This window comes from Paenarthrobacter sp. A20, assembly GCF_024168825.1.
In the GTDB taxonomy this organism is placed as follows: domain Bacteria; phylum Actinomycetota; class Actinomycetes; order Actinomycetales; family Micrococcaceae; genus Arthrobacter.
In genome coordinates this window covers 113457-133275 of sequence record NZ_JALJWH010000003.1, presented here as the reverse complement: position 1 = coordinate 133275, position 19819 = coordinate 113457, and the positions used below count along the sequence as shown (strand labels likewise).

Genomic DNA, 19819 nt, shown 5'->3' with positions numbered 1-19819 from the left:
GATCAGGGGTTTCCACGATGGCGATCAGGTCAACCACACGTCAGGTGTTTTCGGCGTCGGCCGGAGCGTCGGTCTCGCCTCGGGCACGGACGTGACGACGTGCCGCCCCGATCGCACTGTCGGCATCGCCCGCTTCCAGGGCCGCCAGGATCTCGTCGTGTTCGGCGATCGCGTGCTCCCAGTCCGACGCGAAATCCGCGATTACGGCACGGTAACGACGGACTTTCGTGAGCAGTTCGCCGACGACGTCGGCGATGCTCGTGAACGTGGTGGCGCGCGCGATCTCGAGATGGAACTCCGAGTTCAGCGCACTCATCTCCGCCTCGTCCGCGTGTCCGATGCCGCGGCGCATCTGTTCGTTCAGTTCGCGTAGGGTCGCGATGCGGGCCGCGTCCATCCGCGGAATGGCCAGACGCATCGCGAGGGACTCGACCTCTTCTCGTAGGTGATAGACCCCGCGGAGCTCTCGCCTCGGCAGCGGCGCGACTCGCGGACCGGCGTGCGGAGTCGTGACGACGAGGCCGGCACCTTCGAGGCTCGAGAGGGCCTCGCGCAACGGAATCTTGCTGACACCGAGTTCGCGGGCGATCTCGTCGAGAACGATGCGGTCACCGGGGCGGAACTCGCCATTGATGATCGCCTCGGCGAGGCGGTGCCTGATCTGCGTGGCCTTCGTGTCGACCACCAGGGGCCGACCTCCTAGGGTGCTCATGCGATCAGTATCGCACCCTTTGACATCTTTCGCATTTCGTATATCGCGTTACGATCAGCCCGAACTCAACCTCTTTGAGAAAGCTTTGCGGAGCGTACGCAACAGAGGAGGAGGACTCCACGCGGCAATGAACCTGGGGCTCTGAGCGACCCTTCTTTCCAGCGTCCCAATACGCGCGTCGATGATAAAGAACTCCGTTCCACTGAGGCGAGGAGACAGTTGGACGCTTAGGTTAGGCAGCAGCCGTGGACGCCCCGCTCTGAACGACCTATAGCAGCACCAGCGCCATCAATGCGTGTCACCGCATTTCTTACGTACTTCATTGAAACTTCCCTCCTGTTTGTTGAACAACGCGTTTGGGCTGTGCTATCCGCGCTGACCAGTCAGGCCAGCCACCATTGCAGTTGCAGTTTCAGTGTCGGTCGATGCGGAGAAAGACTGAGGTGCTAGTGAGTGCTGACGGTAAAACGGTCGACAACTGATTCATTGATCGTGAAGCCCAGCCCGGGCAAGGTGGGGACCTTGAGGGAGCCGTTGGTGAATTCCGGGAAGTCATTAAGCAGGGACTCCCTGAGTGGGTTCGGCAGGCGGTTGTATTCGTAGGTTCGCAGATTCGGTGTGGCAGCCATGAGTTGGAGTGCGGCGCAGACACTGACCCCGGAGCCAACGCCGTGGGGGGCGATGTCGACGTGGAAGGCCGCTGCAAGGGCAGCGATCCTCATGGCTTCGGTGATGCCGCCACAGCGGGCCACGTTGGGCATGAACACATCAATGGCACCGAGAACCAAGGAATCGCGGAGATCGTAGCTGGTGAACTGGGTCTCCCCGTTCACCATGGTCAGGCCGGTCCGGCGTCTCAACTCTGCCAGGTTCGCCAGGTCGTCCACTGCGAGGGGCTCTTCGAACCAATCGATATCCAGGTCGCGCAGGACTGCGCCAACCTTGGTTGCTTCGTCCAGATCGTAGGCGCAGTTCGCGTCGGTGAGGACGGTTATATCTTCACCAACGGCTTCCTTGACAGCGGAAAGGTGCAAACGGTCCGTCCGGGCACCGCGGCCGATCTTGACCTTGATGGCTTTGAATCCTTCTTCCAGGTACTGGATGGCATGACTGACAGAATCCTCAGGGTTTTCGTGCAGGGCGACCGGGCTCGCGTAGCAATTTATTTCGTCCCGAATGGGACCGCCCAGCAAGCGGTGGACCGGTTGGTTGAGAATTTTCCCGCGCAGATCCCAGAGGGCAAGGTCGATTCCGGCCAAGGCCTCCAAATAGAAGCCACGAGTGCGTCCACCCGCTGCCTGTCCCTGGAACAGGCGGTGCCAGATGGCCGCTACTGCCATGGCGTCCTGACCGAGAAGGAGAGGTTCCATGATGGTTTTGATAACTGTGGCTGTGACTTCGGGGGCGGGGAGCCCATAGCACTCGCCGATTCCCACGCTGCCGTCTTCGGTGTGGATCTTTACCAGGGAGGCGTATTGGCCGTTGCGGGGAAGAACCCGGTGACTGGCGGCCGGGTACAGCAACCATTCGGGAGGTTGCTGCGCGTTCGGGTAGAGGTCACTGAATTTTGCGGCTAACGCCACGGTTTCGATCTTGATGATGCGTAGTGGTCCGGCATCGGACGCCAGGGCCAGTGCGCCCTGTGTTTGCGGGCTGGTCAGGTCAGTCAAGGTAGAGACCTCCATTGATGTTAATGATCTCGCCGGTAATCGACGAGGCATGATCTGAAGCGAGGAAGGCGATGAGGGAGGCGACTTCGTCTGCTCCGGTGAACCTTCCGATCGGGAGTTTTGCCAGGAGTTCCCTGTGTCTTACTTGGCTGTGCGCGGCGCGGAACATATCGGTTTCAACGATTCCCGGGGCTACGCCGGTCACAGTGATGCCGTAGGGCGCGAACTCGATGGCCAGGTTGTGGATCAGTCCCATCAGGCCGGCCTTTGAAGCGGCGTAGGCTGCATTGTCCGCGTACAGCGGGGAGGATTTCGCGGCGAATGAGACCACATTGACGATTCGCCCCCAGCCGGCAGACTTCATGGCCGGCAGCGCTGCTTTTGAACAAATGAAGGCTCCCAGGAGATTTACCGCCAGGACTTTGTTCCATGCCTCGACCGTGGCCTCCAACGAGGGTGAGGGCAGTGAGATGCCGGCGTTGTTGATCAGGATTGCCGGTGCTCCGTATGCGGCCTTGGCCTGGTGCATGAGCTCTGCCACGGAGTCTTCTTCGGTGACATCAGTCCGCACGCCAAGGGCTGTTCCTCCGCCGGCTTGGATGGAGTGAGCGTGGGCTTGAGCTGCTGCTGCATCCACATCGGCCACGATCACCTTCGCCCCCGAGAGAGCCAGCCGGGAGGCTATCTCGGCTCCGATCCCGCGGGCCCCGCCAGTGACAACTGCGGTCTTGTGTTTGAAATCAATCAGCATGGTTATTCCATTTCTTCTGGAGACTATGCCGGTGCTATCCGGCGAGGTCAGCGGGTCCGCCGGCCGTTCAGTTGGCGGCGTGGTTCCCGGAAGAGCGGATGTCTTGCGTTGAGGTTTCCTTGCCCGAAAGGGTTGCCCAGCCGGTAAGGGAGCAGGCGACGATGACGTACAGCGCCACCGGCCAGAATCCGCCCGCGACGGCTACGAGCGCTGTCCCGATGAAGGGGGCGGTTCCTCCAAAGACGGCGCCTCCGATCTCCCGGCCGGCGCTGACACCGCTGTAGCGGACGCGGGAATCGAACATCTCCGCCACGAGAGCAGCCTGGGGGCCGAAGACAGAGTCTTTCGCGATGGGAATGGCGATGATCATGGCCAGGAATATCAACGGGGTGCTTCTTGTCTCCAGCAGCATGAAGAAGGGGAAGACATAGGCCGCAGTGAAGATCAGACCGCTGATGACCATCCGCTTGCGCCCGATCTTGTCGGACATCCACCCCCAGAATGGAATGCTGGCAATCTCGAGGGTCGACGCTATCGCGATGGCCCAGAGCATGACGCTGCTGTCGATGCCAAGCTGCTTGGTCGCATAAGACAGCGCGAAAGCTTGGATCAGGTAGCCCCACACGAACCCGGAGATTGTTACGCCCATGGTTCGGATGACAGCTACCGGCTGTTTCCGGAAGACCGCCCACAGTGGTTCGCGCTTGATTTTGCCCTGCGTTGCGAGTTCCTGGAAGACGGGGGTCTCGTCGATTTTTCTGCGGACGATGACCCCAAAGATTACCAGGACGATGCTGAAAAGGAACGGCAGCCGCCAACCCCAGCCTATGAAGTCCTCTTTGGGCAGCAGTGAGATACCGGCAAAGGTGAGGCTGGCCAGGACAAAACCGGCCCCGGTTCCCATCGAGGGAATGGCCCCGTAGAGGCCTCGTTTTCCAGCCGGAGCGTTCTCAATGGTGAGCAGAGTTGCCCCTGCAAATTCACCACCGACTGCAAAGCCCTGAGCCACGCGCAGAACGATCAGGAGGATCGGTGCCAGGATGCCGACGGCGTCAACGGTGGGCAGACAGCCAATCAATGCGGAACTGATACCCATGATGATGAACGTCAGAATGAGTACCTTTTTGCGGCCGATTCGGTCCCCGAGGTTGCCTAGGATGATTCCGCCGATGGGGCGGGCGGCGAACCCTACAGCGAAGGTTGCAAACGATGCCAGTGTCGCGCCAAGGGATGACGAGCCAAAGAATAGGGGCCCGAAAATGAGGGCCGACGCCAACCCATACAAGTTGAAGTCGTACCACTCAAGGACCGTGCCGACGGTACTGGCGACCATCGTCCGGCGCCGGGATTTGAGTGCTGCCGCCGACGGGGACGAGCCGACGGTTGGAGCTACGTTGCTCATGAGTACCACCTAGTAGAAGTCAAAGAGTTTTCGTATGTAGTATACGATATTTCGATGTGATTTGCTAGGTCCTCAAGAAACGGGCGCTGGAATCAGGACAGTGGGCGATCCAACGTGGGCGCGGAAGTCTGCCGGACCGGGTAGCCCGGTCCGGGGGTGCAGTTTCATAGAGATGATGTCGTGGGATCGCTCATGGGCAATGAACAGCCTGGATCCCAGGATCAGATGGTGCCGTGGCCAGTTGCCGCGGGTACTGAACTCTGCCAAGGCCCGGACGGACCGTCCTTGTTCATCGACGCGTAGGATGCCCATGCGGTTTGATCCCCGGATGCCGACGTATGCGAATCGGCCACCGAAAGCGAGAGCGATCTCAGCTGCTGAATCACCATCGACCGCAGGAGTGGCAGTGGCCGGCATAACGTCCTTGAGCGTGTATACGCCGCTTGTGGGGACGAGTAGTGCCACCTCGATCGAGTATTCGGTCACCACGAGAACAGTTCCGCCCGGATGCTGTACCAGATGCCGCGGACCGCTTCCAAAAGGGAGGGTTATCTCGTGGTCGAGAACTAACCCCTGGCCATGGACGTATTTCCATACCCGGAGCAAGTCAAAACCGAGGTCGGTGGTCATCACCCGCCCATCGTCCAAGACGATGGAAGCGTGCGCGCGGCTTTGACGTCCTGCCGCAAGGGTGCCTGCCCGCTTGTGCGGGTCGCTGGCGCGCGGGGCTTCGTGGCGGGTTTGAATGGAGCCTTTGTCGTCCAGGGCGTAGGCGATGACACGGCCATCGCCCCAGCATGCGGCGATGAGGTACCGGGCCTGCGGGTCAATGGTGATATGACATACCGATCGTCCTGCCGGCCATGACTCGCTCTGGGGATCCAGGCTGGTTCCCTGGCCACGGCGGTAAACCTGTACAGTGCCCTGGTGCTCGGCCACGACGTAGACGACGGGCAACCAGGGGTGGGCTGTCAGGAACGATGGGGAAGGCGAACGAACGGCGGTACCGAGCCAGCGGATCCTGCCGTTGGCTTCAGCGGACACGGCACCGATGCCGGCGCCGAGGCTGGTGGGAGGATCCGTATAGGATCCAACCCAGATCAGCCGGTAGTCCTCCCCCGTTGGGGCTTCGCGTGAGCTCTTCCGGCTGGTCATGCTGACTTCAGTCAGCTCGAGATGGGGCGGCGGTCCCGGGGCGGAGTCTTGAGATGAGATCCGGAAGTTGCTCAAACTGCCGCTCGTCGTTGAAGCTTGAGCCGAGCGAGACGACGCCGGCACCCTGCCCAAGGAAGTCCTCGGCATTCTCCAGCGTGATTCCCCCCGTGGCCACGAAACGCGCCTCCGGGAAGGGACCCTGCATTGCCTGGATCCAACCGGTGCCAAGTTGCACGGCCGGGAACGCCTTCATCCACGTCAGGCCCAATTTGAGGGCATTATGGATGTCTGTGGCACTGCCCACGCCGGGCAAGTGCGGCAAGCCTTCGCTTAGGCTCGCCTGCGCCACTGCAGGGTCAAATCCCGGGGCGACGGTGAACCGTGCACCAACATCGCGGGCCTCGCGCACTCTCTCCAGGGAAGTCACCGTTCCAGCCCCGGCCTCGGCCCCGCGTTCACGACCCGCCCGGACGACGGCGGCGAGGACCTCCACTGCCCTTTCGTTTTGAATCGGGACTTCAACCAGTTCCATTCCCAGATCCCAGGCGCGATGACTCAATTCCACAGTCCTGAGGAGATCGAAACCACGCAGGATTGCCATGAGCGGAACCTGGCTGGAGCGTGCCGAAAAGTAATCGTTGGACAGATCCAAGGTAATTCCTCCTATTGCAGAACGCGGATTGAACTGGCGTCGACGTGGTCGTTAACGGACCGGAGCGCCAAACCGGCAACCGAGTGCGCCAGGGACAGGCTCGCGTCGGTAGGCAGGCCATGAAGGACACCGGACAGGTACCCGGCGGCAAAAGCATCGCCGGCTCCGACGGGTTCGACGACATCAACGTACGGTGCAGGGACAAAAACTCCTTGCTCGTGACCGCGCCGGTAGGCAGTTGCGCCGATATCGGCGTCCTTTACGACCAATTCGACGCCGGTTCCGAGCAGACGGCGGATGCTGTGTGCGTCCTGAGCGCCCCACAATTCCTCCGCTTCGTCCCGGCCGACGAGCACAACATCTGAGTGGCGGGCGAATTCCAGCATGGCGGGCGCGGCGGACTCAACTGACCACAAACCCGGTCGGTAGTTCACGTCGAATGAACGTAGTCCGCCTTCGGCCGCGACTCGCTCAAAAAGAACAGCGGCGGCGTCAGCGGCCGTCGAGGAAATCGCCAGCGTGATCCCTGAGACGTGGGCGAGCCTGACCCGCTCAAGGTCCAGGGAAGAAATGTCCTCGCGCCCCAGCCTGGAGGCCGCGGAGGAGGAGCGGTAGTAATACACTTCAGTCTTGGTATGTTGCGGATCCTTGAAGTACACCCCTGTCCGGGCCTCAGGGTCGCGCGCCACCGTCGATGTGTCGACGCCCGACCGGGAGATTTCGTCCAGGACCAGATCACCCAACGGGTCGGATCCCAGCCTGCTGATCCAGGAGACGGAATGCCCGAGATCTACAAGATACTGGGCAACGGTTGACTCTGCCCCGGCAGCCCTAATGCTCAGTGACGTGGCGGATCCCAGCCTCCCCTCCATCGGGGCCAGCATGGCCATACATTCGCCAAGGGTCACAATCTCAGGCGAGTTCAGCACGCTTTTCAACCTCCAACTGGCTTAGTGCATGATTCCTGGCCACATCCCGTGCAGCAACCGGATCATGCGCTTCGAGGGCATCGACAATGGCATCGTGTTCATCCACCGAAGCCCTCCAGTGCTCGGCGGAGCGGGTGGCCACCGAGCGGTACCGATGCACCTTGCTGAGCAGATCTTCGCTTGCATCCGCGAGGGATTCGAAGCTGGTGGCCTTGGCAATGGAAACATGAAAACGTCGATTAAAATCGGACAGGGCCCTGGTGTCACCGCCCGCGATGCGCTCACGCATCTGGGCATTAATGGAGCGCAAATCTGAGATGGCGGCTTGTCCAATCGACGTGGCCGCCAGCTGGGCGCACAGTCCCTCAACTTCGGTCCGAAGCAGATAGATTCCGTGGATCTCGTGCAGAGACACCGTGGCAACCTTGTAGCCGGAGTTGGGGCTCTGATCAACAAGGCCGGAGCTCACGAGGCGCCCGAGTGCCTCGCGGACAGGGATCTTGCTGACACCGGTTTCGCTGACAATAGTGTCGACGACGATGCGCTCACCCGGACCGAGTCGCCCGCTCATGATCGCTTCCTCGACCATCTCACGGACGATGTCGGCCTTGGTTCTGGTCACAACCTGCGCATCCCGCCCCAACATGCTGCCCATTACGTGCTCCTTTGTCTCGACCATTGTCCCACCTCGTAGTATACCGTATACCCATGATTGATTTGGAATCTGTAGCTGTCATTACCGGCGCTGGCGGCACCCTCGGTCGCGCTGCCGCTGTCTCTCTCTCCTCGGCTCATACCCTGGTTCTTCTCGACGTCAATGAAGATGCCGCACTGGCTACATTGGCGGAACTTCCTGAATCCTCTCGAGAGCACAGGGCGTGGAGCGGCGATCTGGCCAGCGAGCTCCCGGTTCGCGAGGCCTTTGCGTTGGCGGAATCAATCGGGCCGGTGAAGGCACTGGTCAACGCCGCCGGAAACACGACCGGGGGAAGCCTTCACAACCTGGGTTTCGACGAGTGGAATGCAACGATGGGGAGTTGCCTGACCACCGTCTTCCTGTGCACCCAGGCCGCCGTTCGCTCCATGATGCGCTCAGGCGGAGGGGTGATCTGCACCTTGGGCTCCCCGCATGCCGACAGAGCCGTGCCTGGTTATCCGGCCTATTCTGCGGCCAAGGCCGGCGTAGCCGCCCTGACCCGGCACGTGGCTGCCGAGTACGGTCAGTTCGGCATCCGCTCCAATATCGTCACACCCGGCTGGACGAGGGCACCTCACACAGAGTCCCGCCTGAGCCCCACCGACCGACAAGGGTTGCTGGACAGCACCCCGGTCGGGCGGCTCAACGACCCGCACGATGTAGCCGCCGCCATCGCTTTCTTATGCTCCTCTGAAGCGAGCCAGATCACCGGGGCAGAACTTCGCGTCGATGGCGGGGCTGATGCGCTTACTCCATCGAGCTTGCTGCGGCCCCAGCAGAGAATAAAACTCGGCCTCCTGCCTTAGACCGCTACAACAGAAAACCTCTTGACAGTTTCCGTATATCGTATACCGTTACCGGGTATGGAAATGCTCAACGGAGAGAGGTACGAAAGTCATGACACTTACCGCTACACGGCCGCCAACTCGCGCCAAGGGGGTGACATTCTTTCCCTACCTGCTGATGCTGCCGGCCATCACGCTGCTGGCAGCGGTGGTGATTTACCCCTTGCTGGGCGCCTTGGGGGATGCCTTCTTCGAACGAAGCCTGCTCCGTGAGGGGCGGACGTTTGTCGGGCTGGATAACATCCTGCATGCCATTTCCGCTGACCTTTGGCCCTTGGCGGTCACCACACTGACCTTCGCTGTACCGGCTACCGTCGCGCCGTTCCTGGTGGGCCTCGTCGCAGCCCTCGCTCTTAACCAGAAGATGCGGGGTCGCGCGGCAGTACGCTCCGTATTCCTCCTCCCATGGGTGTTGCCCGGGGTGGTCGTTTCTTTCCTCTGGCTCTGGATCTTTGATGCGAACTATGGAGTGCTCAACGGCACCTTGCGCACGGCTGGCCTGATTGATACGAACATCGGTTGGCTCGATTCCGGCCCCGGCGCCATGCTGGCGGTTATCGTCGCCCGGACCTGGGGCACGTTCCCATGGATGATGGTCATGCTGTTGGCGGCGCTGCAGTCCTTCCCCGGCGAGTTAGGGGAGGCCGGCCGGGTCGACGGCGCCAATGCCTGGCAGCGTTTCAGGCACATAACCTGGCCCGGGCTACGACCGGTGGCAAGCATCGTGGTACTGCTCGAGTTCATTTGGAACTTCCAGCACTTCGACACGATCTATGTCCTGACCGGTGGCGGCCCGGCCAACGCCACCACGACGTTCTCCCTTGCCGTCTACGAAACGGCTTTCGACGGATTCGACTTGGGAATGGCCGCAGCGATTGGTGCTCTCTGGCTCCTGATGCTCCTCCCGGCCGTCGCCATCTACCTGAAATCGGAGCACAAATCATGAGCGTCCTGGCCAACCCCCGCACCGAAAACGCGCGACCAACGGCTAACAGCAAGCCGGTGATCCGGAAGCGCCGGAGCCCCACCGGCGAATCACCGGTAATCCGCTGGGGGCGTCGAATCTCCCTGACCCTCATCGGGCTCTTCGCCCTGCTGCCCATCTACTGGCTCATAGTCACGAGCCTGAGGAAAACGGAAACCGTCTTCGAATTCCCGCCCCAACTGCTGCCGGTCAACGTCACCTTCGAGCACTTCGGAACCATTTTCGGGAACGGCGACCTTCTCAGGTTCCTACTGAACAGCATCTTGGTCTCCGTGATAACCGCCATCAGCAGTGTGCTCATCGGCATGTACTGCGCCTACTCCTTTTCCAAATTCCGGTACCGGGGACGGCGGTCACTCATGTTCCTGATTCTGTGCTCGCAACTGTTCCCGCACGTCCTGCTGCTCATCACCATCTACGGGCTGTTCAGCGCCCTGGGTATGCTCAACAGCTATCCCGCGCTGGTTCTCGCCTTCACCACATTTACGCTGCCTCTTTGCATCTGGATGCTCAAGGGAACCTTCGACAACATCCCCGATGAACTCATCGAAGCTGCGAAAATCGACGGCGCGAACCAGTTCGTCATCATTCACAAAATCCTTTTCCCGCTGGCCGCGCCGGGTTTGATCGCGGCAGGACTCTTTGCGTTCGTGCGTGGCTGGAATGACTTCGTCTTCGCACTCACCCTTTCCGGAGACGCCACCAGGACCTTGCCACCGGGACTGGTGACCACCTACCTGAACGAATTCAGCAACCGCTGGCCCGAACTCATGGCCGCTTCGCTGGTTGCCGCCTTGCCCGTACTTGCCATCTTCATGGCCCTCCAGAAGTACTTTGTCGCAGGCCTCGGTGCCGGAGCGGTCAAAGGCTAACCCCCATAAAGTTAGGAAGAAGTACATGTTCGCATCAACAAAGGCAAAAAAAGGGATTCACAATACACGCATCCGGAAGGGTGCGACGCTCATCGCGGCTCTCACCTCCATAACACTTCTGGCTACCGGCTGTGGCGCCTCCGGGAGCAGTTCGGCGGCACCTGCCCCTGGCAAGGACAAGAAGTACAGCGACTTCGCCTTCACGAGCTGGAACTACGGTGAAGACGCCGCACGGGCCCTCCTCGAGGAGGAAGTGGCAGGATTCACCGATGGCAAGGGCATCAAGGCCAAGTTCTCCGCCTACCCCTTTGCGGAATACCGAAACCAGATCCTTCTGCGCGCCCGGACCGGAGACATCGACGGGGCCGCCCAACTCGATATCGCCGACCTCCAGTCCTTGGCCCAAAGCGGCAAACTCGTGAACCTTAGCGCGTACGTCCCCGGGAGTGACTACACCGACGCGTCGCTGAAGACCGGCCAGTACGAAGGCAAGCAGTATGGTCTGCCGTGGTACACAGGATCCATCGGGCTGGTAACGAACACTGCCCTGCTAAAACAGGCTGGCTTCGACAAGCCCCCCACAACCATCAAAGAATTTGAGCAAGTCTTGAAATCTGTAGCCGCGCTGGGCGACAAGTACGTTCCCTACGCTTTGGCAACGAAACCGGAACAGGTCAAAGACTTCTTCCCGTGGTTCAAGACGTTCGGCTCGAAGATCGTCGAGGGCGACACCATCGCCGTTAACGACGAAGGGGCCGTGAAAGCACTCACGTGGCTCAAGAGCCTCTACGATCAGAACCTCATCCGTTTGAACGTGGGCCGCCCCGAAGCCCGGACCTTGTTCAGCCAGGAACAGACAGCCTTCTTTGACGACGCCAGCATGGTGAGGGGAACCGTCAAGAAACAAGCAACCAATCCGGAGTTGGTCAACGCAACGACCCCGATGGCGCGTCCTGTCGTTGCTCAAGGCGACAAGCCACAGTCCCTGGCCTGGGGCAGCCTGCTTGTTGTCTTTGACAAGGGTGCCGCCGAAACCTCGGCCGACTTCGCCCACTTCATGTCCAGCGACATCGACACATCCCTGAAACGCTATAAAGCCCTCGGCTCGTCACCGACCACCAACAAAGCGATCCAGGATCCCACGTACTCCGCCGACCCCTACAGCGCAACATGGCAGAAAGCCGTTACAGACACCGCAGACCCCAACCCGCTGTGGAAATTCACCAACTATGGACAAATGGAAGCAAAACTAGCAAGCCATATCCAAGCCGCACTCATCGGAGAAGCAAGCCCCAAAGACGCACTCGATGCAGCCGCCAAGGAAATGCAGGACTTGGTGGGAAAATAGCCACCCCACGCTTCGAGATTCATCACCACTAAAAAGCCCTTCACAGGGTCGGGATAGCCCGGATCGCTCACCGCGGCTCGGGCTATCCTGCATCCTCACCAAGTTATGTTGTGGGGCACCTTCTCGAAGAGCTGGCCGTCAGATGCGCAGACGGCCACCGACGCTCTGTTCAGTCGGCATCCAATCCTGACACCTTCAGGTACTGGTAGGTTCTTGTCCTCATGAGCCCCTGCCCAAGTAACCGTAGGGCCGTTCGTCTACAGAATCCGTTCGTGCGTGGAATCCCAGTACACCACCGGCATAAACAAGTGCCCTTTCCATTCGTGCTTTGCCAGCTATAAGGACTTAATGGCTCTGCACCTTTCTGCCAAGCTCTGCTGGGACACGCTCAAGCTGAAGTCCATCAGGTCGTGACCGTGGATCACGCCGGCAAGAACGTGCAATTCACAGCCGATTCCGGCGCGATGCAATCCCTGCGCGTAGCCAATCGACTCGTCTCTGAAGATGTCAAGATCGCCAACCTCTATGTACGCCGGTGGAAGACCCTTGAAGTTGGTCAAACGCGCGGGTGCGGCAACTGGTGATACTTCCTCGTTTCCAATAGTGTCACCGAGAACGGCATGCCAGCCCGTCCAGTTCGTCTCATGGGTCCAGGTGACGAGACCTTCCAATGTGGGGTCCGGGATGGTGTTGCGGTCATCAAGCATTGGGTAGATGAGGATTTGCTTCGCCAAGCGGACGCCGTTGTCGCGGGCCAAGATCGCAGTTCCTGCCGCGACGCCACCTCCGCCGCTGTCGCCCATGACGGCAACGCGTTCAGGATCCACCCCAAGGTCTTCGGCGTGCTTGAGGAGCCATTGGAGGGCTGTCAGCCCATCTTCCGCTGCAACGGTTCCAGGATGCTCCGGGGCCAGGCGGTATTCGACCTGGAGCATGGGAACTTTTGTTTGTTGCACGTAATGGCGAATGACCCCATCGTAGTGGTCAATTTTCCCGGCCACTCGACCCCCGCCGTGGAAATAAACTACCGCTGGCCGGTCGGTGCGTCCCTCGTCCCGGGAAGAGTACCAGCGCAGTTCGAGACTGCCCCCGTCCGGCGCGCTCGTGATGTGCGTACCGGCCGAAATTCCTTCCACAGCCGGGCGGGGAATGACGGAAAGCCCCGCGTCAATGATGGAACGCAGCCCTAAGGCATCCCCACGGACTGGCGCTGCAGATCCGGCTGACCCGGTTGCGGCTTCGGCGGCAGCGGTAAAGAGCGCCAGTATCTCCGGATCGAATCTAGCTACTGACATCATAGTCCTCCGTAGTCTGAAGGCCCGAAAGCTGTCACCCAGGGGCTCTGGTGGACAACTGTACGATAGACGGACACGGCAGGGCAAGAGTACTATTGGGCCACGAGATAGCGGGGAGAGGAGACCCACGTGGGCCTTACGGGCATACCACCGGCAGTGTTCATGCGGGAGGGAAATGCGGAGGATCCACGGTCAGTTCGCACTCGCAAGCTCCTGCTGGACGCCTTTGAGCGTCAACTGGACATCGGCCAACCCGCTCCCACAGTAGCCTCACTCGTGCACGAAGCCGGCGTGAGCCGCAGCTCGTTCTACAAGCACTTTACGGGCGCCGAGAACGTCGGCGTGGCTGCCTTCAGGGAACTGCTCGACGCATTCCACCCAGCTGCTGACCATAGCCAGCAGCCCCCGTCGTCATCGACCCAAGTTAGTCTCGGGGAACTCTTCGAGCACCTCGGGCAGCACCGGATTCTTTGCTCGGCAGTACTTATACCAGACACGCAAGCCCCGGCCTTGTTGGAACTTCGCACGACGCTAATATCTCACCTCACGGAAGCCATCGACTCGGTGAACGACAAGCCCGCCGAACTTGATGCAAAAGAGGCCGCAACCTTCTTCGTCGGGGGAATCCTCTCGCTCCTCCTCGACTGGTTGCAAAGGCCAACACAAACAGCCACGGATTTGGCTACGGTCGCCGGGAGGATGCTGCCGGAATGGCTCAGGGATGTGAGGCCGCTCGAGGCGCCGATACTTGGCCTCACTTCCTCTCCAAGGGAGCAATCGACTTAGGGTCGTTGCAACGCAAGTGATTTATGGGACGAGATCCGTGTGGGCCCAGGCTCCTGAAATCGCCCCCTACGCTTCCGATCTGGAGATCTTCCATGTCCACTTTTGCCATCAATCGTCGTCAATTGCTGCAGACCGTGGCGCATCAGCGGACTTACCGGGGCACTGTCAGCAATGTCTTCCGGCGCAGTCCAGGCGGCCCGGCAGGTCAACACCTCCGCACCGCTGATCACCGAACTCGGACCCGTCATGCAATTTCCGTGATGAGCTCGCTGTTGGTGGGCGACACCGTGAACATCGGATCTCATCCGCTGCGACGGGCCTGGTCATTCAACAGCACTCGCGGGCCACGGTGGTCATCGACGAAGCCGCTGCCGCTGCGTTGGCACACGCCGATTACTACCGGCACGCATGGCGATCAACCCGAGATCTGAATGCAGTAGGTTTTGAGAGGGGACGCGCCGTCTCCACACGATAAAAAGGGGGCTCCACATGGACCATGCCGTCCATTCGTCAGGTTGGAAAGCAATCTGGGACAGCGGCGGTTGGTGGCGGGCCGTTCTTCTGACCGTCCTCTACATGGCGTTCTACCTGGGTGGAAGCCTGCTGGTTGGGGCAGCCGCGGGGGATCAGATCGTGGCCGAGGACATCCTCCGAACGCCCCAGAGCGTCTTTTTCAGCCTGATGCTCCCGCTGATCATCGGGAGCGCCGTCCTGGCAGCCTTCGTCTACTCCGTTGGCTGGTTCAAGCCGCTGTTCGCACCTCAGCCGGTCAAGGGCAGCTGGTGGATGTGGGCAGCGCCGTTCTTCCTGGTCGCCGCCATCGTGCTTCGCTTCCTCGGCATCAACTACGGCAGCTACCAAGCCTCGGTAGCGCTCCTCACCCTGCTCACGGGCCTGCTGATCGGCTTTGCCGAGGAAATCCTGACCCGCGGCATCGTGGTCAAGATGTTGCGCGACTCCGGAAAGTCCGAGTGGGTGGTCATGGTGCTCTCTTCACTCGTGTTCGCACTCCTGCACTCCGCCAACGCCATCTCCGGCCTGCCCATCCTCACAGTCCTGCTGACGGTTGTCTTCACGTTCGGGTTCGGGATTTGTATGTATCTGACCCTCCGGGTCACCGGAAACCTGATCTGGCCGGTGATCCTGCACGCTCTCTACGACCCCACGCTCTTCCTTTCCACGGGTGGCATCGACCAGGCCGCCTCGGGTCCGCAGAGCCCGTTCGCGCTGATGGCTGGTCCCGCCAACATCGTCTACATGATCATCGCCGTAGTCGCCCTGATTCTCGTTCGGGGACGATCGCAGCGCGCGCCTCTGGCCGAACCCGTGTTGCGCTAACCCCGGCGACAACGCTTCAGTTTTCCGGCCGCCAGGCTCGGGAGGCGTTACGCCTGGCTGATGTCGATGCCGGTGACCGGCGCGCCCGCGGGCTCGTAACTGATTGCGGCTGCGCCCTTGAGTTCGTTGTCCTCTGGGCCGGGGAAGAAGTCATCAAGCACCCCGTACCGCCCCGCACTGAGTTCGTGAGGAAAGTACTGCGTCGGCATTCCGAGAGCATCGCCGACGCCGAGAGCGACAAGGGCCCCGCGCACGATCTCTCGCATCTACGAGGACCCCACTGCTCAATTCTTCAGTCTTCAGTCTTCAGTCTTCAGTCTTCAACGTCATGATGCGTGGAAATACGGTCGTTTGACGCCAAGGACAGGCAGCTCCCGCAAAGCCCGACTGACCTACGCAAACGCCGAATTCGTCATGGGACGGAAGCTCTCGCAGCTACTTCCACTCCCGTACTTCAAACGCCGATAACGGAGATTATGACAAGCTGTAATCTACGTATCTCATCAGATGAATCAACCCGCCCCATCCCCTGATCCGCCTCGCTCGGCTGAATAGCCTTGGTATTCCGCGGATTTAGGGCGGCCAGTTGGGCCTCAGCGGAGATTCCGCTGGCGACGGGGCGAGATGCTTTGTGCATCGATGACAGCCGAAGAAGCGCCTCTGACCTGCGGTTTTGCCTTTATGATGCATTTGATGAATCATTGATTCAAGTTTTGGACATGATTATCGGGTGATTTTGAGGGCGAATAATGGCTGTCGATGGTTCCGGGCGTGTGCTGCAGCTAAGCGCTGTTCACCTTTTGCATCCCGAGGAACAGACGCTCGAGGACATGTTCACCGGCTGGCGCAACCAGCAGCTCACCAGGAACCTGCAGTTCGACACGATCGATAAGGGCATCGCCTGCGTCAAGAGGTTCGTGAACCATGTGAACGAGTTCCCATGGAACTGGGCGCCGAAGCATGTCGAGGAGTATTTCGGTGACCTGCGCTCGATCCACCAGTTGAAGCAGTCCACCATACGGGGCTACCAATCCTCCCTTCGCCGGTTCTGCTCATACGTATCCAACCCCGACTACGGCTGGGACCGGGTCTGCGAGGAACGTTTCGGCACCTGCAAACGGTAGATTTCTCCACCAACCCGCAAGCACGAAGGTTCGGGAAAACAGGAATCTGCAAAGTCCGTTTCGGCAAGTCCCTCAAAGGCTCCACCTTCAAACCCCGCAGCGTCCTGACCGTGTTCGACTGGACCTCCGGCGTCATCGAAGACTGGCTAGCCAACGGCCGCGGAACCCTCGAAACACTCGACCTGTTTCCCAGTGAGCGAGGCGGAGTGATCTGCGAATCGACCCTGCTGCGCCGGCTGCGGCGTTATCTAAAAGAACTGGGGATGCCGATGGACGGGCTGGACCTTCACTCGCTCCGACGCTCCTATGCGACGCACCTGCTCGAGGACGGATGGGATTCTAGATTCGTGCAATATCAAATGGGCCACGAACACGCCTCCACCACCGGGATCTACCAATTCGTCAGCGACGACTTCCGCAACACCGCCCTTCGGGCAGCCCTGGACGGCACCATGAACGACGTCCTCGGCATACAGATGCGAGGCCAATGGTGAAACGGGAAGTCGAATACAAATGGCGGCTCGCCGAGCTCATGGCAGCCCGCGGACTGCACAACACCACCGACCTCATCCCCCTGCTCGCCGAACGCGGCATCACCTTGTCACGGCCCCAGGTCTATCGCCTGGTCAACCAGAAACCCGAACGCGTCGCACTGCAGGTCATCGCAGCGATCTGCGACATCTTCTCCTGCGGACCCGAGGACCTCATCACCGTCACAGCCGCAGACATCCGCGCCCGCAAAACCGACACCACCTACCCCAACGTCGTCGACCTGAACCGCACCGTCCGCCCACGCCGGGCCCGCATCATCGACGATGACAACTGACCAACCCACGGGCCTGACTGCCCGCAACACCACCCGCGGCAGGCCACGAACCACCGGCACCGCCACCTGCGCCCGTTGCAGCCGCAGCGCCGGACGAACACGCGCCACCTGGCCCGAAGGGAAAATCTGCGGCCCCTGCTTCACCACAGCAACACGCACCCACGGCACCTGCCCCGACTGCGGCCAACACCGGCTCCTGCCGGGCCCGCCCGAAACCAGCGGCGGACCACGATGCGCACCCTGCGCCGGAATCACCCACGACTTCCACTGCACCCGCTGCCACCACGAAGGCGAGTTCTACCGAAAGGGCATCTGCGCCCGCTGCGCCCTCCACGACGACCTCACCCAACTGCTCACCACGAACCCCGCTGATCCCGAAACAACAGCCCGACTCATCGAGGTCCTCAGCCAAGCCGAGCGCCCCGAAAGCATCATCACCTGGAAACGCTCCGCCACAGTCCAAGCCCTCCTGACATCCCTCGCAAACGGGACAACACCCCTGACCCACGAAGGCCTCGACAGCTACGCCCAAACGGCCGAACGAGCAGCAAACCACCTACGTGCTTTACTTGTCCACCACGAACTGCTCCCCTACCAGGACCCCTACATAGCCCGGTTCGAAGCCTGGATCAAAGCCAAATTCACCCCCTTGCCCGAGCAGGTCGCTAAACCAGTAGAGCACTTCGCAAACTGGCACCACCTCCGACGCATCCGGACCACCACAACACCGGAAAAGAACGCCCGCGGCCCGGTGCACTCGGCCAAACAAGAGATCACCGAAACCATCAAATTTCTTCTCTGGCTTTGGGAAACTCATCAACGAACAGCAGCGACGTGCACTCAGCAAGACATCGAAGCCTGGCTCGCCGACGGACCCACGACAAGAAAGCAGATCCGCACGTTCATCATCTTCATCAAGAACACAGGCACAAACCACCGCGCCGAAATGAGCCACTACACCCCGAAAACACGACCAACAATCCCCCAAGACCAGCGCCTGGCCTGGCTGCGGGAACTCCTCACCGGCACCAGTGAATCACTGCCCTACCGAGTCGCCGGCGCCCTGCTCCTTCTCTACGCCCAGCCGCTCGTGAGAGTCGCCAGACTCCGGACCGACGCCATAGAGACCAACAAAACCACCGGCAACATGCGAATCACCCTGGGCCTCCACCCAGTGCCCGTCCCAACACCCGTTGCCGACCTGATCCGACAGCATCTGGCCAGCCGACCCAATCTAAAAACCGGATCAAACGCCCAAAGCCCATGGCTCTTCCCAGGAACCCGTGCAGGACAACACCTACACCCCAACACCATCATGGACAGGCTACGGAGCCTCGGCATTGACCTCCGCGGCGGACGAAACACCGCCCTCGATGAACTCCTCACCATCACACCACCACCTTTGGTTGCCGACGCACTCGGCTACAGCCACCCAGTAGCCTTCATCCACGCCGACAACGCCGGCGACGCATGGACCCGCTACGTCAACCGGCGAACGAACCACACTCCAGAAAAGCTGAAAGACAACCCGCGAAAGGACCGGAATGGGTAAGCGTAAACCCGCTGCATGGGGCATAGTGGTGCGCCTGGATACGGGACAAAAGCTCCACTACTACCTGCATCCCGGCCGGCCCGGCGACGAATGGACGCCCAGAGAAAACCAGGCACTACGGTTCAATTCCGAAGAAGAAGCCCAGTCCCGATGCCGCACCTTTGTAACGAACAGCAAGGCAAAGGAATACAACGTCGTGCCGCTGCCCCTGCTGAGGATTTAGCCGTTTGCTATCCGCCGCCTGTGTGGGTTGGGTATCTCTGAACAGCACTCATATATCGACGTAGTCGCTCACTCTGCGACACTCGTCCTATGACGCATACAAACGATCTCCGCGTGCTTGCCATCCGGGAAGCCCTTTACGAGGACATTGTGGGCGCCGACGTGTTGATTGCAACAGCTCTCAGCGCATTATTGGATGGCGTAGATTCCCCATCTCTTCCGCTTCTAGCAGGTCTTTCACGACGGGAGGAAGGCGAGGCACACGATCTGTTCAACGCGGTCGTAAACGAGTTGAACATCGCGCCGCCGACGCCAGCGAAGACGACGCCCGAACGCTGGAACTTGGTCAGATGGCTCTGCCAGGCGCTGGTAGACGGGGCACTGAAGCCCGAGTATGCGGGTCGCCTCATCTGGTGGGAGGGGTGGGACGAACTCGGATATCCCGAATCACTCAGACCACTCATCGGCCAAGTGAGCGAGTGGGACGATTGGACACCATCTTGGACCATTGACCGAAACCAAATCGGTCAGCTGATCATCGACGAAGCAAAGAAGCTCCTCGACGGGCCATGGCCACCGAAGTAACTGAACGGCCCTCTTCAAAACGAGGAATACGCCCACATTCAATCCGCAGGGACGCCACTAAAATCGGTTGATT

Annotated in this window: 23 protein-coding genes; 13 read left to right on the top strand and 10 right to left on the bottom strand. The window is 60.5% G+C overall.

Annotated features, from left to right (window positions below; translation table 11 throughout):
* Window positions 1–40: 40 nt before the first annotated feature.
* The 8 genes from J3D46_RS24805 to J3D46_RS24770 form a co-directional block, all read right to left on the bottom strand.
* On the bottom strand, window positions 41–712 hold the full coding sequence (locus J3D46_RS24805; protein ID WP_253469956.1) for a GntR family transcriptional regulator: 672 nt from the start codon (window positions 710–712) through the stop codon (window positions 41–43).
* Window positions 713–1158: 446 nt separating this feature from the next.
* Window positions 1159–2382, bottom strand: a complete 1224-nt coding sequence (locus tag J3D46_RS24800) for a mandelate racemase/muconate lactonizing enzyme family protein (protein ID WP_253469953.1) — start codon at window positions 2380–2382, stop codon at window positions 1159–1161.
* Window positions 2375–3133 (bottom strand): SDR family NAD(P)-dependent oxidoreductase, encoded by a 759-nt coding sequence (locus J3D46_RS24795; RefSeq protein WP_253469950.1) that lies wholly within the window; start codon window positions 3131–3133, stop codon window positions 2375–2377. The genes J3D46_RS24800 and J3D46_RS24795 overlap by 8 nt, the downstream gene beginning before the upstream one ends.
* 67 nt (window positions 3134–3200) lie before the next feature.
* Window positions 3201–4535: an MFS transporter gene (locus J3D46_RS24790; protein ID WP_253469947.1), complete on the bottom strand. Its 1335-nt coding sequence runs from the start codon at window positions 4533–4535 to the stop codon at window positions 3201–3203.
* A 72-nt stretch (window positions 4536–4607) separates the two neighbouring features.
* Window positions 4608–5690 (bottom strand): beta-propeller fold lactonase family protein, encoded by a 1083-nt coding sequence (locus J3D46_RS24785; RefSeq protein WP_253469944.1) that lies wholly within the window; start codon window positions 5688–5690, stop codon window positions 4608–4610.
* A gap of 7 nt (window positions 5691–5697) precedes the next feature.
* The gene (locus tag J3D46_RS24780) at window positions 5698–6342 is read right to left on the bottom strand and encodes a bifunctional 4-hydroxy-2-oxoglutarate aldolase/2-dehydro-3-deoxy-phosphogluconate aldolase (RefSeq protein WP_253469941.1); all 645 of its coding nucleotides are present in this window, start codon (window positions 6340–6342) and stop codon (window positions 5698–5700) included.
* A gap of 11 nt (window positions 6343–6353) precedes the next feature.
* Window positions 6354–7271, bottom strand: coding sequence for a PfkB family carbohydrate kinase (locus J3D46_RS24775; protein WP_253469938.1), 918 nt, complete (start codon window positions 7269–7271; stop codon window positions 6354–6356).
* A complete protein-coding gene (locus J3D46_RS24770; protein ID WP_253469935.1) occupies window positions 7255–7926 on the bottom strand; it encodes a GntR family transcriptional regulator in 672 nt (223 codons plus the stop codon). Before J3D46_RS24770 ends, J3D46_RS24775 begins: the two co-directional genes overlap by 17 nt.
* A 53-nt stretch (window positions 7927–7979) precedes the next feature.
* Between J3D46_RS24770 and J3D46_RS24765 the strand changes: the two genes are divergently transcribed.
* From J3D46_RS24765 to J3D46_RS24750, 4 genes are all read left to right on the top strand, one after another.
* Complete coding sequence (locus tag J3D46_RS24765; RefSeq protein WP_253469933.1) at window positions 7980–8774, top strand: SDR family NAD(P)-dependent oxidoreductase; 795 nt, start codon at window positions 7980–7982, stop codon at window positions 8772–8774.
* A 91-nt stretch (window positions 8775–8865) separates the two neighbouring features.
* On the top strand, window positions 8866–9759 hold the full coding sequence (locus tag J3D46_RS24760) for a carbohydrate ABC transporter permease (protein WP_253469930.1): 894 nt from the start codon (window positions 8866–8868) through the stop codon (window positions 9757–9759).
* Window positions 9756–10670 carry a carbohydrate ABC transporter permease gene (locus tag J3D46_RS24755; protein WP_253469927.1) on the top strand — a complete coding sequence of 305 codons (915 nt, stop codon included), beginning with the start codon at window positions 9756–9758 and terminating at the stop codon, window positions 10668–10670. Before J3D46_RS24760 ends, J3D46_RS24755 begins: the two co-directional genes overlap by 4 nt.
* A gap of 25 nt (window positions 10671–10695) precedes the next feature.
* Window positions 10696–12018, top strand: a complete 1323-nt coding sequence (locus tag J3D46_RS24750; RefSeq protein WP_253469924.1) for an extracellular solute-binding protein — start codon at window positions 10696–10698, stop codon at window positions 12016–12018.
* Window positions 12019–12353: 335 nt separating this feature from the next.
* On the opposite strand, the gene J3D46_RS24745 is transcribed toward J3D46_RS24750, so the two are convergent.
* The gene (locus J3D46_RS24745) at window positions 12354–13316 is read right to left on the bottom strand and encodes an alpha/beta hydrolase (protein ID WP_253469921.1); all 963 of its coding nucleotides are present in this window, start codon (window positions 13314–13316) and stop codon (window positions 12354–12356) included.
* A gap of 126 nt (window positions 13317–13442) precedes the next feature.
* On the opposite strand from J3D46_RS24745, the gene J3D46_RS24740 reads away from it, so the two are divergent.
* The 3 genes from J3D46_RS24740 (at window position 13443) to J3D46_RS24730 (ending at window position 15437) form a co-directional block, all read left to right on the top strand.
* Window positions 13443–14099 carry a TetR/AcrR family transcriptional regulator gene (locus J3D46_RS24740; RefSeq protein ID WP_253469918.1) on the top strand — a complete coding sequence of 219 codons (657 nt, stop codon included), beginning with the start codon at window positions 13443–13445 and terminating at the stop codon, window positions 14097–14099.
* A 92-nt stretch (window positions 14100–14191) separates the two neighbouring features.
* Window positions 14192–14530, top strand: coding sequence for a hypothetical protein (locus J3D46_RS24735; protein WP_253469916.1), 339 nt, complete (start codon window positions 14192–14194; stop codon window positions 14528–14530).
* Between the two features lie 58 nt (window positions 14531–14588).
* Complete coding sequence (locus J3D46_RS24730; protein ID WP_253469913.1) at window positions 14589–15437, top strand: CPBP family intramembrane glutamic endopeptidase; 849 nt, start codon at window positions 14589–14591, stop codon at window positions 15435–15437.
* Window positions 15438–15484: 47 nt separating this feature from the next.
* On the opposite strand, the gene J3D46_RS24725 is transcribed toward J3D46_RS24730, so the two are convergent.
* A complete protein-coding gene (locus tag J3D46_RS24725; RefSeq protein WP_253469909.1) occupies window positions 15485–15703 on the bottom strand; it encodes a hypothetical protein in 219 nt (72 codons plus the stop codon).
* A gap of 483 nt (window positions 15704–16186) precedes the next feature.
* Between J3D46_RS24725 and J3D46_RS24720 the strand changes: the two genes are divergently transcribed.
* The 6 genes from J3D46_RS24720 to J3D46_RS24695 all read left to right on the top strand — a co-directional run bounded on the left by J3D46_RS24720 (window position 16187) and on the right by J3D46_RS24695 (window position 19746).
* Window positions 16187–16561, top strand: coding sequence for a hypothetical protein (locus tag J3D46_RS24720; RefSeq protein WP_253469906.1), 375 nt, complete (start codon window positions 16187–16189; stop codon window positions 16559–16561).
* A 110-nt stretch (window positions 16562–16671) separates the two neighbouring features.
* Window positions 16672–17055 (top strand): tyrosine-type recombinase/integrase, encoded by a 384-nt coding sequence (locus tag J3D46_RS24715; RefSeq protein ID WP_253469904.1) that lies wholly within the window; start codon window positions 16672–16674, stop codon window positions 17053–17055.
* Window positions 17049–17387, top strand: coding sequence for a helix-turn-helix transcriptional regulator (locus tag J3D46_RS24710; protein ID WP_253469901.1), 339 nt, complete (start codon window positions 17049–17051; stop codon window positions 17385–17387). The genes J3D46_RS24715 and J3D46_RS24710 overlap by 7 nt, the downstream gene beginning before the upstream one ends.
* Window positions 17377–18939, top strand: a complete 1563-nt coding sequence (locus tag J3D46_RS24705; RefSeq protein WP_253469898.1) for a recombinase XerD — start codon at window positions 17377–17379, stop codon at window positions 18937–18939. Before J3D46_RS24710 ends, J3D46_RS24705 begins: the two co-directional genes overlap by 11 nt.
* The gene (locus tag J3D46_RS24700; RefSeq protein ID WP_253469895.1) at window positions 18932–19162 is read left to right on the top strand and encodes a hypothetical protein; all 231 of its coding nucleotides are present in this window, start codon (window positions 18932–18934) and stop codon (window positions 19160–19162) included. Before J3D46_RS24705 ends, J3D46_RS24700 begins: the two co-directional genes overlap by 8 nt.
* Window positions 19163–19251: 89 nt before the next feature.
* Complete coding sequence (locus J3D46_RS24695; protein ID WP_253469892.1) at window positions 19252–19746, top strand: hypothetical protein; 495 nt, start codon at window positions 19252–19254, stop codon at window positions 19744–19746.
* Window positions 19747–19819: the final 73 nt, after the last annotated feature.